This is a genomic window from Pantoea allii (assembly GCF_046529425.1).
Taxonomy (GTDB): domain Bacteria; phylum Pseudomonadota; class Gammaproteobacteria; order Enterobacterales; family Enterobacteriaceae; genus Pantoea; species Pantoea allii.
In genome coordinates this window covers 125,863-141,382 of record NZ_CP125959.1, presented here as the reverse complement: position 1 = coordinate 141,382, position 15,520 = coordinate 125,863, and the positions used below count along the sequence as shown (strand labels likewise).

General features: G+C 51.9%; 18 protein-coding genes and 2 pseudogenes. 9 read left to right on the top strand and 11 right to left on the bottom strand.

Annotated features, from left to right (window positions below):
* Window positions 1–345: 345 nt before the first annotated feature.
* From rutG to rutA, 7 genes are read right to left on the bottom strand one after another with little or no spacing between them, the layout of a single operon-like run.
* Window positions 346–1,683, bottom strand: a complete 1,338-nt coding sequence (gene rutG / locus QNH99_RS22025; RefSeq protein ID WP_063876877.1) for a pyrimidine utilization transport protein G — start codon at window positions 1,681–1,683, stop codon at window positions 346–348.
* A 33-nt stretch (window positions 1,684–1,716) separates the two neighbouring features.
* On the bottom strand, window positions 1,717–2,271 hold the full coding sequence (gene rutF, locus QNH99_RS22020) for an NADH-dependent FMN reductase RutF (protein WP_096011580.1): 555 nt from the start codon (window positions 2,269–2,271) through the stop codon (window positions 1,717–1,719).
* A 30-nt stretch (window positions 2,272–2,301) separates the two neighbouring features.
* Window positions 2,302–2,892, bottom strand: a complete 591-nt coding sequence (locus tag QNH99_RS22015) for a malonic semialdehyde reductase (protein ID WP_096011581.1) — start codon at window positions 2,890–2,892, stop codon at window positions 2,302–2,304.
* A complete protein-coding gene (gene rutD, locus QNH99_RS22010) occupies window positions 2,889–3,716 on the bottom strand; it encodes a pyrimidine utilization protein D (RefSeq protein ID WP_410517703.1) in 828 nt (275 codons plus the stop codon). Before rutD ends, QNH99_RS22015 begins: the two co-directional genes overlap by 4 nt.
* 39 nt (window positions 3,717–3,755) lie before the next feature.
* Complete coding sequence (gene rutC / locus QNH99_RS22005; protein WP_096011583.1) at window positions 3,756–4,142, bottom strand: pyrimidine utilization protein C; 387 nt, start codon at window positions 4,140–4,142, stop codon at window positions 3,756–3,758.
* Between the two features lie 26 nt (window positions 4,143–4,168).
* Complete coding sequence (gene rutB / locus QNH99_RS22000) at window positions 4,169–4,921, bottom strand: pyrimidine utilization protein B (RefSeq protein WP_410517702.1); 753 nt, start codon at window positions 4,919–4,921, stop codon at window positions 4,169–4,171.
* Complete coding sequence (gene rutA / locus QNH99_RS21995; RefSeq protein ID WP_410517701.1) at window positions 4,918–6,009, bottom strand: pyrimidine utilization protein A; 1,092 nt, start codon at window positions 6,007–6,009, stop codon at window positions 4,918–4,920. Before rutA ends, rutB begins: the two co-directional genes overlap by 4 nt.
* Before the next feature lie 399 nt (window positions 6,010–6,408).
* Here rutA and rutR point away from each other — a divergent pair, with 399 nt between their 5' ends.
* Complete coding sequence (rutR, locus tag QNH99_RS21990; RefSeq protein WP_410517700.1) at window positions 6,409–7,098, top strand: HTH-type transcriptional regulator RutR; 690 nt, start codon at window positions 6,409–6,411, stop codon at window positions 7,096–7,098.
* 185 nt (window positions 7,099–7,283) lie between these two features.
* On the opposite strand, the gene QNH99_RS21985 is transcribed toward rutR, so the two are convergent.
* Window positions 7,284–8,039 carry an amino acid ABC transporter ATP-binding protein gene (locus tag QNH99_RS21985; protein WP_063876884.1) on the bottom strand — a complete coding sequence of 252 codons (756 nt, stop codon included), beginning with the start codon at window positions 8,037–8,039 and terminating at the stop codon, window positions 7,284–7,286.
* A gap of 1 nt (window position 8,040) precedes the next feature.
* The gene (locus QNH99_RS21980) at window positions 8,041–8,691 is read right to left on the bottom strand and encodes an amino acid ABC transporter permease (RefSeq protein ID WP_063876885.1); all 651 of its coding nucleotides are present in this window, start codon (window positions 8,689–8,691) and stop codon (window positions 8,041–8,043) included.
* 272 nt (window positions 8,692–8,963) lie between these two features.
* On the opposite strand from QNH99_RS21980, the gene QNH99_RS21975 reads away from it, so the two are divergent.
* Genes QNH99_RS21975 through QNH99_RS21965 form a run of 3 tightly spaced genes read left to right on the top strand, consistent with a single transcriptional unit; the run spans window position 8,964 to window position 11,710 of the window.
* A complete protein-coding gene (locus QNH99_RS21975; RefSeq protein WP_063876886.1) occupies window positions 8,964–9,716 on the top strand; it encodes an ABC transporter substrate-binding protein in 753 nt (250 codons plus the stop codon).
* 45 nt (window positions 9,717–9,761) lie between these two features.
* Window positions 9,762–10,367: a helix-turn-helix domain-containing protein gene (locus QNH99_RS21970; protein ID WP_096011585.1), complete on the top strand. Its 606-nt coding sequence runs from the start codon at window positions 9,762–9,764 to the stop codon at window positions 10,365–10,367.
* A gap of 14 nt (window positions 10,368–10,381) precedes the next feature.
* Entirely contained in the window at window positions 10,382–11,710 is a 1,329-nt protein-coding gene (locus QNH99_RS21965) for an NAD(P)/FAD-dependent oxidoreductase (protein WP_241567998.1), read from the top strand.
* Between the two features lie 214 nt (window positions 11,711–11,924).
* Here the strand turns inward: QNH99_RS21965 and QNH99_RS21960 are convergent, their stop codons facing one another.
* A complete protein-coding gene (locus QNH99_RS21960) occupies window positions 11,925–12,149 on the bottom strand; it encodes a KTSC domain-containing protein (protein WP_063876889.1) in 225 nt (74 codons plus the stop codon).
* Window positions 12,150–12,592: 443 nt separating this feature from the next.
* Between QNH99_RS21960 and QNH99_RS21955 the strand changes: the two genes are divergently transcribed.
* On the top strand, window positions 12,593–13,036 hold the full coding sequence (locus QNH99_RS21955) for an antitoxin Xre/MbcA/ParS toxin-binding domain-containing protein (protein WP_145394357.1): 444 nt from the start codon (window positions 12,593–12,595) through the stop codon (window positions 13,034–13,036).
* Window positions 13,033–13,494, top strand: coding sequence for an RES family NAD+ phosphorylase (locus QNH99_RS21950; RefSeq protein ID WP_063876891.1), 462 nt, complete (start codon window positions 13,033–13,035; stop codon window positions 13,492–13,494). Before QNH99_RS21955 ends, QNH99_RS21950 begins: the two co-directional genes overlap by 4 nt.
* Before the next feature lie 57 nt (window positions 13,495–13,551).
* On the opposite strand, the pseudogene QNH99_RS21945 reads toward QNH99_RS21950, so the two are convergent.
* Window positions 13,552–14,190, bottom strand: a pseudogene (locus QNH99_RS21945) (Tn3 family transposase); the annotation flags it as partial.
* 122 nt (window positions 14,191–14,312) lie between these two features.
* Between QNH99_RS21945 and QNH99_RS21940 the strand changes: the two are divergent.
* From QNH99_RS21940 to QNH99_RS21930, 3 genes and pseudogenes are all read left to right on the top strand, one after another.
* Window positions 14,313–14,399: a hypothetical protein gene (locus tag QNH99_RS21940; RefSeq protein WP_145394437.1), complete on the top strand. Its 87-nt coding sequence runs from the start codon at window positions 14,313–14,315 to the stop codon at window positions 14,397–14,399.
* Window positions 14,400–14,596: 197 nt separating this feature from the next.
* Window positions 14,597–15,035: pseudogene (locus tag QNH99_RS21935) on the top strand (STM2901 family protein).
* Window positions 15,029–15,364, top strand: a complete 336-nt coding sequence (locus QNH99_RS21930) for a DUF1493 family protein (protein ID WP_410517764.1) — start codon at window positions 15,029–15,031, stop codon at window positions 15,362–15,364. Before QNH99_RS21935 ends, QNH99_RS21930 begins: the two are co-directional and overlap by 7 nt.
* Window positions 15,365–15,520 lie beyond the last annotated feature (156 nt).

Here is a 15,520-nt window from a genome sequence, read left to right as displayed (position 1 = left end):
CTTAAAGTTGACAGTAACGGCTTGTCTTACAAGACATAACTAAATATTAATGGTGTTTAAAAAATATTGGCCCCTTCTTGCTTTATGGTCTTTACTCCTTTAATTATGTCCTCAAGACCAACCTTCTGAATTCAAATAATAGGCGTTAAATAAAGCTAGAGACTGCGTTAAGTTCAAGCACCATCCATTCCGAAATCCCGCCAGACTGCTCTTCCTGCGTTTCGCCGCTCTACTACTAAAAGCAAAAACCGGGCATTTCCCACCACGCTTTAGACGTGACGAAAACACCCGGCTCTTCATTCAGAAACACTCCCTGCCCGCCCTTCTTAACTCTCCATTCGAGGCTTACTCCTTCACCACCGCCTCAGTCTTTATCTCCGGCTGTGCGCTTGCCATTTTGCTACGGCTCAAAAATGCATTAAGCAAAATCGCGCCGAAAGTCGCGGTGCCGATACCGCCCATGCTGAAGCCGCCGAGCGTCAGGGTAAAATTACCCGCGCCAAGTACCAGCGTGACCGCCACCATAATAAGATTGCCGTTCAGCCCCAGATCGACGTGGTTTTGTACCCAGATGCGGGCGCCCGCCACGGCGATTAATCCGAACACCACAATCGACGCGCCGCCAAGCACCGGGCCGGGAATGGTGTGGATCAGCGCGCCAAATTTGGGTGAGAAGCCCAGGACAATGGCGATGATCGCTGCGGTGACAAAAATCAGCGTGGAGTAAATTTTGGTAACGGCCATTACGCCGATGTTTTCAGCGTAAGTCGTCACGCCGGTGCCGCCCGCTGAAGCCGAAAGTAAGGTCGCCAGGCCGTCACCGATAAACGCGCGGCCCATATAAGGATCAAGGTTTTTACCGGTCATCCCCGCCACGGCTTTTATATGGCCAAGGTTTTCCGCTACAAGGATTACCGCCACCGGGGCAATCATCAGCATCGCGTGAGTGCTGAATACCGGTGTGGTAATGGTGGGTACGCCAAACCAGGGTGCTTGGGCTACTGCGCTGAAATTCACCGGTGTACCCAGCCCAAGGCCGTTGGTAATCGCCATGTAAATCAGGTACGCCGCCACCAGACCCAGCAGCAGCAACAGCCGCTGCACCAGACCACGGGTAAATACCGCCACCGAGCCGATACACAGCACGGTCATCACCGCCATCCAACTGTCAAACGATGAAGCCGATACGCTGTTAATCGCAATGGGCGCGAGGTTCAGACCAATCGCCATCACCACCGCCCCGGTCACCACTGGTGGCATCAGGCGCTCAATCCAGCGCGTGCCGACCGCCATGACCACAAAACCGATCAGCGTATAAATCAGGCCACAGGCAATAATGCCGCCCAGCGCTACGCCGATATTTGGATTCGCGCCGTGACCGCTGTAGCCGGTTACCGCAATCACCAGCCCGACAAACGCCGCACTGGAACCGAGGTAACTGGGTACGCGCCCGCCAACCACCAGAAAAAACAGTAGCGTGCCGATGCCCGACATCAGGATCGCCATATTGGCGTCAAACCCCATCAGCAATGGCATTAATACGGTGGCACCAAACATCGCCACCGTATGTTGCAGCCCCATGATCACCGTTGCGCCCAACGGCAGCCGTTCATCCGGCGCGATCACCGCACCATCCAGATTGCCTTCTCTTTTACGCCATTGCGGAAACCAGGTATTTGCCATGCACGACCCTTACTGTGTTGAGGGAGGACTGAGTTAACAGGCTGTCTGACGCATCAGCGGATGATAGCGTCGATCGAAATACGCCAGTCCGTGGCAGTCATCGTTGCGTTGGAGTGCAACGACTTCACAAAACAAAATATCGTGGGTGCCGACGCGGGTGATCTGCGTAATGGTGCAGTCAAACGACACCAGCGCATTGGTGAGGATCGGTGAACCGGTGGCAAGACCTGTCCATTCGGCGGCGGCAAAGCGCTGCTCCATCGGCGTTTTCCCACCAAATAAACCGGACAGCGACTCATGACAATCGGCCAGTGTGTTTACACATAACACCTGATTTTGGGTAAACGCCTGATGCACCGACGCAGAGCGATTCAGGCAGACCAGCAATGTCGGCGGCGCATCGGTTACGCTGCACACGGCGGAGGCAGTGAACCCTGCCCGTCCGCCAGGGCCGTCGGTGGTGATGATATTGACAGCGGAACCGAGGCACGCCATCGCATCCCGGTATTCCTGTTTTTCTACAGCCGCCTGTTTTGCAACTTCAGGCGCATCGATGGCGGGCAGCGTGGCGTTCAGGGTTGATTGCATGGTCCGGTCCTCAGAATTAATCAATGATGCTTACAACACGCGGCAGGCGCGGTCGAAATCAAGGCGCGGCGCGCGCGGATACACTTTGCTGCTGTCGCCGTAACCGATGTTGATCAGAAAATTGGATTTCCAGCCTTCCTGCGCCAGAAACGTTTCATCGACTTTGGCGTTGTCGAAACCGGACATCGGTCCGGTATCCAGGCCGATCGCGCGGCAGGCCATAATCAGATACGCAGCCTGTAAACTGCTGTTGCGAAACGCAGTATCCTGGGCCAGCTGCGGGCTGGAGGTGAACCATGAACGGGCATCACCAGAAGGAAACAGCTCAGGCAATAACGCATAGAATTCCGGGTCCCAGGCAATAATCGCTGTCACCGGGGCGCTCAGGGTTTTCTTCAGATTGCCGCTGGAAAGTGCCGGTGCCAGTTTTTCTTTGGCTTCCTGACTCTGAATAAACACGATACGAGCCGGGCTGCAGTTCGCCGACGTCGGCCCCATGCGCGCCAGTGCGTAAATCGTTTTCAGCTGTTCGCCTGTCACCGGTTTATCCAGCCAGCCGTTATGGGTGCGGGCTTCAGTGAATAAGGTTGCCAGTGCGCTGGCGGTTAATGCGTCGGTCATGATGTCTCCGTGGAAATGTAACCGGACGGCGTAACGGACGCTTGCGATGAGTGCCGTAGTAACCAATCCAGTAAAATCGGGTTAAACGTATCGGGGTCGGTCACGCTCATTGCATGACCGCCGTACAACATGTGTCGGTGCTCCCCATGAGGAAGACGTGAAGCGAGATCGACCGAACACGACCACGGCACCAGCAAATCGTCTTTACAGCTGAAAGCCAGCGTCGGCGCGATCACCTCTTTAAGCGACGCCGTCAGATCAGACGCCATTAGTGCCTGCAGGCGGTGCAGCAGGTTTTCCATTCCCTGAAAATGCGCGACCTGGTGCGTGTGCTCTTCCTGCAATAACGCCTCGTGGTCAGACAGCCAGTCGCCCGGATACAGGAAGAGCGGCTGCGCCTGGACGTAGGCATCGACACCGCTGTTAAGCAGCAAATTCTGCCGGACTTGAAAGCAGCGACGCGTTTGACTGTTAAGCGTCGTCCAGCCGTTAATCACCACCAGACTTTGCAACAGCATCGGATAACGCAGTGCAAGATGCAGGCCAATAATGCCGCCTAAAGCATGACCGACCAGATGGCAGCGGCTGATCTCCAGCACATTGAGCATACTCGCCAGTTCGTCGGCCATGTCCTCCATCCGGTAACCGGCAGGCACGGTACCCTGACTGTGCCCGGTGCCGTGCTGGTCATAGACCACCACCCGGAAATGCTCCGCGAGCATCGCCAGCTGCGGCTGCCAGAAACTGCCAGAACCCCCCAGCCCGGATGAGAGCACCACTGTTTCTGCATCGGCATTTTTCCTACCCAGTACCTTGTAATACATGCTGTTTCCTCTTCAGGAGGACGGGGACACTCGGACGGATCACCGGCCAATATGCGCAATGGACGCGATTTCGATCAGCGCATCGGGTTTCACCAGGCCGCACTGAATACAGAACCGGGCCGGTTTTTCGCCCGGAAAGTATTCGGCGTACACCTGATTCACCGCGCCGTAATTTGCCCAGTCGGTGATAAAAATCGAGTTCATGGTGACGTCATCCATGCTGCCGCCTGCGGTTTCGATCACGCTTTTGATGATCTCCAGCACGTGACGGGTTTGCGCGGCGGCATCACCGACATGCACGACGTTATTGTCTTTATCAAAAGGCAATGTACCCGAAACGTACACCACGCCATCGGCGAGAGTACCTGGAACGAAAGGCGCCAGCGGAACACCGCTGCCAGCCGGAATAATGGCGCTTTTAGGCATCGTTTATCGTCCTTTTTATAAAGCGGTCAGGCCGCATTTTGTTCAGTTTTGTAACCTAGCGCGTCGCAGAAGTTACCCACGCTGGAGACCCAGCCAAAGAACGTTTCGATGTTATAAATGGCGGCTTTCTGCGCAAATTCCGGGCCGGCCTGATGTGTCGCGTCTTCCAGCACAACACCGAAATACTCCAGGAAGAAGCCGTCACGCAGGGTGGATTCGACGCATACGTTGGTCGCAATGCCGGTAAATACCAGATGATGAATGCCGTAACTGCGCAGCAGACTGTCGAGCTGCGTATTAAAGAAACCGCTGTAGCGCGGTTTGGGCAATACAATATCGCCTGGCTGCGGCTGCAGTTCATCGACCAGGTCATAATCCCAGTCGCCTTTCGCCAGCAGTTTACCCATCAGTTCCGGGCGTTTGCGCATCGTTTTCAGCGCATTGGATTTATGGTAGTTCGGTGAACCGGCACCGCCCGCTTCGACGTACTGATTGTCCCAGCCGTTCTGGAAGAAAATCACTTTGATGCCCGCAGCGCGTGCAGCGGCTATCGCCACTTTGATATTGGCAATCACTGGCGCAGTGGCAGAGACATCAAAGCCCGCCAGATCAAGATAACCGCCTTGAGTCGCGTAGGCATTTTGCATATCCACCACAATCAGCGCCGTTTGTTGCGGCGTGAAGGCAATGGCTTCAGGACGGGCTGTGAGGATCGTTTCCTTGCCGGTATTTTGGGGCGCGCGGCGGACCACTGTCTGATTCTCAACAACGTTCATCATGCGACCTCTTTCTGCTCAATGCCGATGTGCTGGCGGGTTTTCATTAATGGCTGGATGTAACGACCAAAGTTTTCGATACCGTTGACGAAATCGTCGAAGGTCAGCAGCACGCCGCCTGCGCCGGGAACCGTATCGATTTCATCGAGCATTCTGGCGACGCTGGCGTAAGAACCGACCAGCGTGCCCATGTTGATATTGACCGCGGAAGTCGGATCGGCCATCTGGCGGACGTTGGTATCCGCACCAGATTTGGTGTCTTTACTGCTCTGGTCGGTGAGCCAGGAGAGCGCATCGGCATCGGCTCCGGCTTTGTACAATTCCCATTTGGCGCGGGCGGCTTCGTCGGTTTCGTCGGCAATCACCATGAACAAAACGTAAGAGGAGACGTCGCGGTTTTCGGCTTCTGCCGCCGTTTTCATGCGCGCGGCGGTCGGCGCAAAAGCGGTGGGTGTGTTGACGCCTTTGCCGAAACAGAAGTTGAAGTCGGCGTGTTTGGCGGAGAACGCCATGCCTGCGTCGCTTTGCCCGGCGCAGATGACTTTCATTTGGCTTTGCGGACGCGGGCTGACGCGGCAGTCGTCCATTTTGAAGAATTCACCGTCGAGCGTGCAGTGGCCCGTGCCCCATAAGTCGCGCAGCACGCTGACATATTCGGTCAGGTAATCATAGCGGCGGCTGAAATAGTCATCGCCTGGCCACATGCCCATTTGCTCGTATTCCGGTTTCTGCCAGCCGGTGACGACGTTCACGCCGAACCGGCCATTGGAGATGGAATCGATGGTGGCAGCCATACGTGCAACGATTGCCGGTGGCATCACCAACGTAGCGGCAGTCGCGTAAAGCTGAATGCGGGAGGTCACGGCAGCCAGACCGGCCATCAACGTGAACGATTCCATGTTGTGTTCCCAGAATTCAGTTTTACCGCCGAAGCCGCGCAGTTTGATCATCGAAAGCGCAAAATCGAAATGATAGTGCTCGGCTTTCTGCACAATGGTTTTGTTCAGTTCGAAGGTAGGTTTGTACTGCGGCGCAGTTTCTGAAATTAGCCAACCGTTGTTGCCGATAGGAATAAAGACACCGATTTTCATAGCTCACCTCGATTGAAAATAATAAGGACCACAACAAGGGCTTGCGAAAATATCTGCGCGGCTTAAGTGCATCCTGCGGGTTCCTGATTGCACCGTGCTGAAATCTCCTGACGAGAGAACAATTGCAAAGTGGATGCCATGTTTTTAAAAATCTTTATTTTCATGAGGTTAAATCAGGGTTTGATTTTTTTATGGAGCAGTTGGTCTGTTTCAGACCATTTGTTCAAAAAAAACTGCACATAAATCAGGCAGGATTGAGCGCAAATGGTGCAAATTTATTAAATAGTCGGTTAAGCGGGATCTTATTTCGCCGCTTTCATAAATGGCGTGCATGACGATAGTCGCCCCTATCCCTATTTGTTATGCTTTCCACCTTGATATTTATGTCATGGAGACGTTGTGAAGCCATTGGTAAAAAGCCCGGAATCTGCCGCCGGTGAAAGCAAGTCCCCTCAGGCAGCGTCGAAATCATTGACGCGCCGCTCGCGGGCGGTCGCCGCCAAACGTAGCGCTATCATGCAGGCTGCACTGGAATTTTTTTCGTTGTATGGCTTCCACGGCACCCGACTGGAGCAGGTTGCGGAACGTGCTGACGTCTCAAAAACCAATCTGTTTTATTACTTTCCCTCGAAAGAAGATTTATATATTGCGGTGCTGAAAGGGCTGCTGGATATCTGGTTAGCACCGCTTAAAGCATTGCAGTCCGATCAGCATCCACTGGAAGCCATACGCGAATATATCCGTCTGAAACTGTGCGTATCCCGCGACCATCCTCAGGCGTCGAGATTGTTTTGTCTGGAGATGGTGCAGGGCGCGCCACTGCTAAAACAGGAACTGGGTGGCAGCCTGAAAACGCTGGTGGAAGATAAATCGGATGTTATTCGCGGCTGGATTAAAGACGAGCTGATCGCACCGGTCGATCCGATGCAGCTGATTTTTATGCTGTGGGCAACTACGCAGCATTACGCAGATTTTGGCGTGCAGGTTGAGGCGATCACCGGTAAAACGCTCAGCGATCCGGTGTTTTTTGAACAAACGGTGAAGAGTGTTCAGGACATCATTATCAAAGGCATTCAGCTTCGGGCTTAAAAGGACCATGCAGCAAAGCAGAACGGTCTGGTGGTAAATGAACGTGGGAATGCACACAACACAGGTTCACCGATCCCCCGGTCATATGTTCATTTACTCTCCCGGCCCCGCAGCTGCCAGAAAGACGCAGCACTGACAACGCGTAATAACTATTTTTACGTAATCAGGACTGCTTTTTCTGACGTTTACGCATTCATCATATTCGACACGCCGGAGTCCCTCAGAACCCGACGCAAGAAATCCTGGGTGCGTGCTTCCTGAGGACGCAGCAAGACCTGTTCGGCTTGCCCCTGTTCCACAATTTGCCCGCTATGCAGGAAACAAACGCGATCCGCGACCTCTCGTGCAAATTGCATCTCGTGTGTGACAACGATCATTGTCATGCCTTGTTGTGCCAGATTACGCATAACCTGCAACACTTCACCGACCAGTTCGGGGTCCAGGGCGGAGGTGGGTTCGTCAAAAAGAATCGCTTTGGGCTGTAGCGCCAGTGTTCGGGCAATGGCCACACGCTGCTGCTGACCACCTGAAAGTTGCGCAGGCCACGCGGAAACCTTGTCTGCCAGCCCTACTCTTTCCAGCAATTCTCTCGCGCGTTTTTCTGCGGCATTGCGTGATTCGCCATTAACGTAAATCGGGCCTTCCATCACGTTCTCAAGCACATTGCGATGGGGAAAGAGATTAAAGCGCTGAAAAACCATACCTATCTGGCGTCGGAGCAAATTGATATTTTTGCTCTTATTATCAACGTGCTGACCGAGAACGCGAATTTGACCGTTTTCATACGTCTCAAGCCCGTTTATACAGCGCAGCACCGTGGACTTTCCGGAACCTGAAGGTCCAACCAGACAAACCACTTCGCCCTCTTCGACGCGAAAACTGACCCCTTTAAGCACTTCTACTGAGCCAAAGCGCTTATGAACATCAATAATTTCAATCATCTCAGGCTCCTCTTTTCTGACGATTTTCAAGGTGTTTGGTAAAGGCCAGCAATGGCATGCATAACGTCAGGTAAAGTAACGCCACCAGGGTATATACCGTTGTGTTATCAAAGGTCGAGGCAGCAAGAAGCTGTCCCTGGCGTGTCATTTCGGTTACCGCGATCGTTGAAGCAAGAGCCGAATCTTTAAGCATCATCACCAGGGTGTTGCTGTAAGGCGGCAGTGCAACATGAAAGGCCTGAGGCAATATGACCCGCCGCATCGCTTTACTAAAACTCATTCCCATAGAACGTGCAGCTTCCAGTTGACCGCGATCCACGGATTCAATGCCAGAACGAAAGATCTCTGCGAGGAAGGTAGAAAAACAGAAAGCAATACCGATCACGCTGGCCTGAAAAGAGGTAAGGGTGATACCAATGTCGGGAAAAACGAAGTAGATGTAAAACAGCACCACAATCATGGGCAACGCACGGGTGATGTTAATGATGACAGCGACAGGCCATGAAATGATTTTAAAAGGGCACATTTTTGCAGCAGCAAAGATCAGGCCGAGCGGCGTACTGATAAGTAACGACAACAGTGTGATGTAGATTGTCATTTCAGCCCCTTTCAAGAGAAAAGGGAGATATACATGAATGCTGCTCCAGTCCATTATGCGCTCCAGCCGGTGTTAGGTGGCATGCTAAAAATTCATTTTAATGAATATTCCCCCGTTAAATACTGTCAAACTTTTCCTCTCATGGCGTCATAGCATTAACTTATTTGTACGACAACCTTCATTTAAGATCGCTTATAGTCGCAAATCAAAGGGTTTGATGCTCATTTGTGAGGGGGGATTTTTTTTAGAAAAGAAATGATTGACAGCAGGATAATTAATTTCATTATATTGAAGTTAATGGTCCCCGTTTTAAGCAGGAGTGCGTCATGTCTAACCGATCGTGCGTAAGTGTGGCTTTGTTGTTTGCCGCATTAGGCTTCACTTGCAGTGTTAATGCGGCGTTGTTGACGGCGGGCTCCCCGCCATCCAGTGCGCCAACGACCTTTCTGGATACAAAAACGGGAAAAATCGAAGGATTCATGCCCGATGTCGCCGCCGAAGTGGCCAGGCGTCAGCATCTGGAGATTAATTTTAGCGCCGTGCCCTTCTCCACCCTTATTCAGTCTGTTATTGCAGGCAAAATTGACATGATCGTGGCGGGAATGACACCGACGCCAGAGCGAGAAAAACGCATCTCCTTTTCTCAGCCGGTGACTGCATTTGGGCCTGGACTCGTCGTGCGTGATGACAATAAAAAAACCTACCATTCGCAACAAGATCTTAAGGACGAAATCGTGGGTACTATGACAGGCACTGACTACACGCAAAGCCTTATAAAAAGCGGCATTGCTAAAGAAGTCAAAGTCTACGATAGCCCTTCAGATATGATGCGCGATTTGTCACTAGGTCGTATCGCGGCAGGCATGAATGATTATCCTATTTTGAAAGTTCAGGAAAAAACCGGATCTTTTAAAGGTATGCACGTTGTAGATGATTATAAACCCGAGCATATTTCGCCCATGGCGTTTGGTGTGAAAAAAGGCAACGATAAGCTGCTTGCCGATATTAATAACGCGCTGACAGCAATGAAAGCAGATGGGTCACTGCAAAAAATTAAAGCTAAATGGGGAATGCCCTGATCGCGCTTTCACACAGGGACGCGACAAACCTTAAGGAGCATGGTTATGAAAACAGCGGTAATGCACGCAGAGGAGCTGAGTGCAGCAGAGGCTAACATTGGTATACGTTTAAAATTAATTCGTAAGTCTCGTAGCATGACGATCAAAGAGCTGGCGCAACAGGCTAATGTGTCAGCGGGCGCAATTAGCCAGATTGAACGTAATCTGGCTAACCCTACGATACGCGTTCTGGAGCAACTCCGAGTGGTCTTAGATGTGCCACTGACAGCCTTCCTTGAACAAGATGACGTAATGCGGCCGGGCGCAGAGCATTACGTGCGACGCAGGCATGAGCGGCCGCACTTTCATGTTGGCAAACTGGGGATAACTAAAGAGATGTTATCGCCCTCAGGCGAACACGATATTCAGTTTATGTATATCAGTATTCCTCCGCGCACACGTTCAGAAGAGATGCTGACAGGCACGGGTGAAAAAGCAGGTGTAGTAATGGAAGGTAAACTGACCCTTGAGGTAGAGGGGGGGAAAACCTTAATCGAAGCGGGTGACAGTTTTCAGTTTAAAAGCCATCTCCCGCATAATATTTTCAACGATAGCGACACAGAAGCCCGTGTATTGTGGATTATGCATATTCCGCCGCGACATCATATCTGAAACAAGGTTAACCCATGCGAATCAAGGTCGATAGCGTCCATGACAGCTCCGTCTTCCCCACCACTGTCGATGTTGTTGTGATAGGCGGTGGCATTATTGGTACGTCAACGGCCTATGAACTGGCGAAACAGGGCGTTTCAGTGGCCCTGTTTGAAAAAGGCGTTATTGCCGGTGAACAGTCTGGCCGGAACTGGGGCTGGGTGCGCCAGCAGAATCGTGACTTGTATGAACTGCCTATGGCGATGCGCAGCCTACAGCGCTGGGATGAACTGAGTGCCGAAATCGGAATGGATCTTGGTTTCAGGCGCAGCGGCATTCTCTATGGCACAGTCAACGATGCTGATCTGGCGCGTTGGGAAACATGGGGTCAGCAAGCGAAGCAAATGGGCTTTACCAGTCATCTCTTATCTGCGCAGGAAGCTCAGGCACGGATTGGAGATAAAACGGCCTGGCGAGGCGGCGTGTGGTCACCTACTGATGGTCGCGCGGAACCTTCGCAGGCAGCGCCGGCCATCGCTCGCGGTGCGCAAAATTTGGGTGCCAGCATATTTCAGCACTGCGCGGTGCGCGCACTGGACATTAGTGCGGGCCGGGTCTCAGGTGTATGGACAGAACGCGGGCGGGTAAACGCCAGCCGGGTTATCTGTTGTGGTGGAGCATGGAGTTCACGTTTTTGCAGACAATATGGCATTGAACTCCCTGCAGCGAATATTTTGGGCACGGTGTTCAAAACGACCGCTGCGCCTGAAGTGGTGAAAGGATGTCTGAGTACACCTAACCTTTGCCTTCGCCGCCGTGAGGATGGCAGTTATACCGTTGCCGTGCCCGGTCTTGGACAAATTGATTTGGCACCGCAAAACATCCGTTATGCTGCAAAGTTCTATCCAATGTATCGCAGTAAAGTGGCTAAAAAGCTCAAGGTCCGGCTTAACAGCTCGTTCTTTTCGGGCCCTGAAGCGGCTGGAAGCTGGCATCATGACAGCCGTTCACCGTTTGAAAAAATCCGTGTCCTTGATCCCAACCCGGATAACAGCATCATTCGCAATGGTCTTGCGGAGTTGACCCGTTTATTTCCAGAATTGAATGGGATAAAAGTTGATTATGCCTGGGCGGGCTGGATTGACACCACACCTGATTTAGTGCCCGTCATTGATGAGGTAAGTGCAATACCAGGGATGTTTATTGCTTCCGGCTTCAGTGGACATGGCTTCGCCATTGGTCCCGGCGCAGGGCTTTTGTGCGCACAGTTGCTGACGAATAATCCCGTTTATACAGACATCGCACCTTATCGTCTGTCACGTTTCGAGAAAGGTAACGCGATTCGCGAACCGCAAATGATGTAATTCAGTGGCGGTAAGTAGCCCATTAGTGGGTTATCTGAGCGGTCCTTTTCAGGCAATCATTGAGTGTTTCAATGATTGCTTTGAAGGGAAGATAATTCGCACGGACCCGCAAAATCACCTTATCGCCGTCGCCCTATCCACTTAGCGAGAAAGACGGCGTTTGACGCTTATCTTCACCGCCATGCCTGAAAAAATGAGCCGTCATCTTATATCGCTATGCATCACTCTTTTGATACATAGAAAAAAAACGGTTGTCGATGCTTTCGCGAAAAAACGCGTCCTGATCGACGGCTGCACAGAATCCCTGATAGGTATGGGCCGGTACAGCAAGCCAGCGGCGGCACGTACCGTTGCGGTACTCAAGTTCCAGCACCCCAGACGTCGGATCGAATCCCGCACTGCGAAATAATGTTGAAGAGTTGATGTCGTGTCGTTTCATAACGGATAGTCCCTATCGGTTGAACCCAGCGCCTGCACTACTAAGAGCGGCAATATATCACAGTCACCGACAATCTTTCGTCACGGTGACTATCCTGTCATGGCAAAAGTCATGCGAAACAGCGAGAGACAGCACAGAGTGCCGCTTACCTGTGATGATGACGTTCAACTGACTGACCTGCTTGTCGTCAGCCGCACGCAGACAGGCGACTTCGGCTGTTATCGCCCCTGTTCATCCCTCTTACTGCGCATGTCCCTTTCTTCTGTCAGCTATTGACCACAGAATGCCAGATCAAAACCGAAGGATGTGTTGCTTACCTTCCCCGTTTTCTCCGCCAAAAAAAGAATAAACCGGGTTTATTTTCTAAATATGACAGCGCAAAAAATGGCGCATTGAACCCTATCGCCATTTGGCTATAATCAAATAACCAAATGGAGGTGATCATGAAACAATTCACATTACCCGCATCCGCGGCAAAACCCGATCGCCTGTGGCAGTTTGCCGGTCTGAGCAGTGCGGACGGCGTTGTGCTGATGGATCAAATCGATGATGGCCTTGACGGTACGGTCGCCAGTCGCATTGTCACGTGGGCGCAAATCTCTCAGGCAGAGCTGCGTCGGATGACCGGCATCGCCGGCTCGACATTTACTCGTAGCGTAAAGAGTCGCTTCACTGCAGAACAGAGCGAACGGCTGGTGCGATTTATTCGCGTGATGGATCGTGCCGTTGAGCTGTTTGAGGGCGATAAAGAAAAAGCACGCCAGTGGCTCAATGAGCCTGCACGCGCGTTGGGCAATAAAAAACCGGCCGATCTGGTGGCGTCTGAAACCGGGGCTTATGAAGTACTGAAACTCATTACCCGACTCGAACACGGTGTTTATTCGTGAAGCTCTACCGCATGACTAAGACGCGTTATCTGGGATCGGCCTGGAGTGGTTTTGGTGCGCGTGAAGGTGGCGGTCGCTGGAACAGCGTCGGTGTGTCGATGGTTTATGCTTCTGAAACGGCCTCGCTGACCATGCTGGAGACGCTGATCCATCTGCAAAGCGCCAGCGTGCTGGACTCTTTTACACTCCTGAGTATAGAGGTTCCCGATCGACTGATTGAGTGGGTTGATATCAATCAGCTACCCGCCGACTGGGCTGCACCGGAAGGGCCTGCTGCATTGCGCCTGTTCGGGGATGCCTGGGTACAAAGTGGTGGTTCCGTGGCATTACGCGTGCCCAGCGCCCTCTCGCCGGTGGAATCAAACTATCTGCTTAATCCTGAACATCCCGCGTTCAATGCGATTGTTAAGCAGGCCCGCGACATCCCCTTCCGGTTTGACGCACGCTTTTTGCGGTAGCGCTGAACCGCTGCAGGTAAAACGCCTGTAAAATTAAAAACCTCTATCCCGTTACTTCTAACCGAGCGTTTTAAAATAAGCGTCCAGATCAGGGGAATTAATACCTGACAGGGGGCAGTTTGGATATCGAAAATTATTGTACGTTAAGGCTTTTTTTAACCTTTCGACTTTAGCTGGTCTCAGCCGACGAAATTTATCGGAAGTCGGTATACGGTTGCTTTCCAGATCTAATCGCCTGTCAGATTGATATGCTCCCACCCTGATGGTGACAGATGCGACAGCAGTTGTTCGTTGAGCTTCAGCCCCTTACGTTTCAGGGCATCGATCACTCTTTCTATATACACGGTCCCCTGCTTTATCGAGGTTGCCAGACGCAGCACTTCACGCCAGTGAATTTCGATCTCTTTCAGATTAAGTGTGGTCGTTGATATCAGTGACTGAAGCGCCGGTATTGGTCTGCTTTCCCTTTGCTAAAAAACTTCTTGTCTTGGAGATCTCTGATTCGCGGACAAAACACACATCCCAGCAGATGCATCAGGGCAAAGACATGATCAGTGAACCCCCTGTATCGGTGTAATGCTCCCTTATTTCCAGCTCGCTTTCGTGGTACAGCAAGTCATCGAGAACATGGGGTGAATCCCTGACCTGACGGATTATGCAGGTGTAATACGGGCTGTATTGACCCGAAATAATGGTGGTCAAGAGAAGGCGGGTATCCGGACGAGTAATGTCATTTTTTATGCGAAAAATGTCGAGTAAACGTCGTCCATCTGTTACCTCATTGAAAATGCTGCCTCGGGCGTTGCCTGAAAGAGCTGATGAATAAACCTGTCATCCCGATGGAAACAGAACTGCAGCATCCTGAGGCGCTGCGGGAATATTTCCGTGAGCGCCTCGTCTGTTAACACCAGATTTCCCTGACTCTGCCAAAGGGCTCCGATCCGGTTTACCAGAAAGAGGAAAAGGCAGAAGGAAACTGATGTCAGTCCCGCAGATGGCGGGTCATGCATACCTGACGGTCAGGTTGCCAGTCATCATTCTCAGCGGTATCTTCAGACTCACATCAGGAATATAGCTGCAACTGCGATTACGGGAGCAGGAAGTGGATACAACTGAGGAGCTGGGACAGACCTATTTCTATGCCGGGCGCCCGAATCTCTCTGCCGGTGAACTGTTCTTTATAATTTTCTGTGAACAGGTCGCTCTTCAACTGGGTGTGCGTGATTTCAGTGCCATTGTGGCCATACTCTCAGGACGCAATATCATCGCCACACGCAGAAAACCTGGCGGTACGGTTACCGGAACGTCGTATGCTTCAAAAGCTGCAAGGCGCGTATTTGGTGATGCCAAATTCCCCTGGGGCATAAAGCTCCCTTCCTTTGTCGGAGGTTATCCGCCTTCAACTCTCAGAATACGGATGGTGGCGCAGATTGGTACCTGGACCGGGCTGGGTCATTCTGGCTGCTGATGTTTCACAGATTGGTTATCACAGCGTTGTGGAATACAACCGGATAGCACGGGGGGATGACAAACTATGGTAATCGACGAACTGGATGAGAAAATTTACGCACTGGTTAAGCGTCATAACGGACGCGGCGTTTTCACAGCGCAGGAACTCAGGCCAGAAACCGATCTGGATGCGGATCTCCATCTCAGTAAAGACGAGGCGCAGTCGCTGATGAATGAATTTTTTATGCAATTCAACGTTAGCAGGGAGAATTTCTCTATTGAAACGTACTATCCACCCGAGCCGCCACTGCTGATGATACTGAATCCTTTCCGCCGTCGGCGAAGCGTTCCTGAAGTTCCTGACTTTACCATTGCAATGTTAATCGAATCAGCCCACGCAGGACGCTGGTGCTACGAATAAGCAGGCCCGTTCGGGTACGGAGAAATAGGCGTACGGCGCGAAAAATGACTAATTGCAGCGTCATGTACAGCTCGTACGGATAAATTATCCTCCCCGGAGCCATAAACCTTAACGTCAGTACATTCCATTCCAGACCTCATTCATCGCTGAATTACC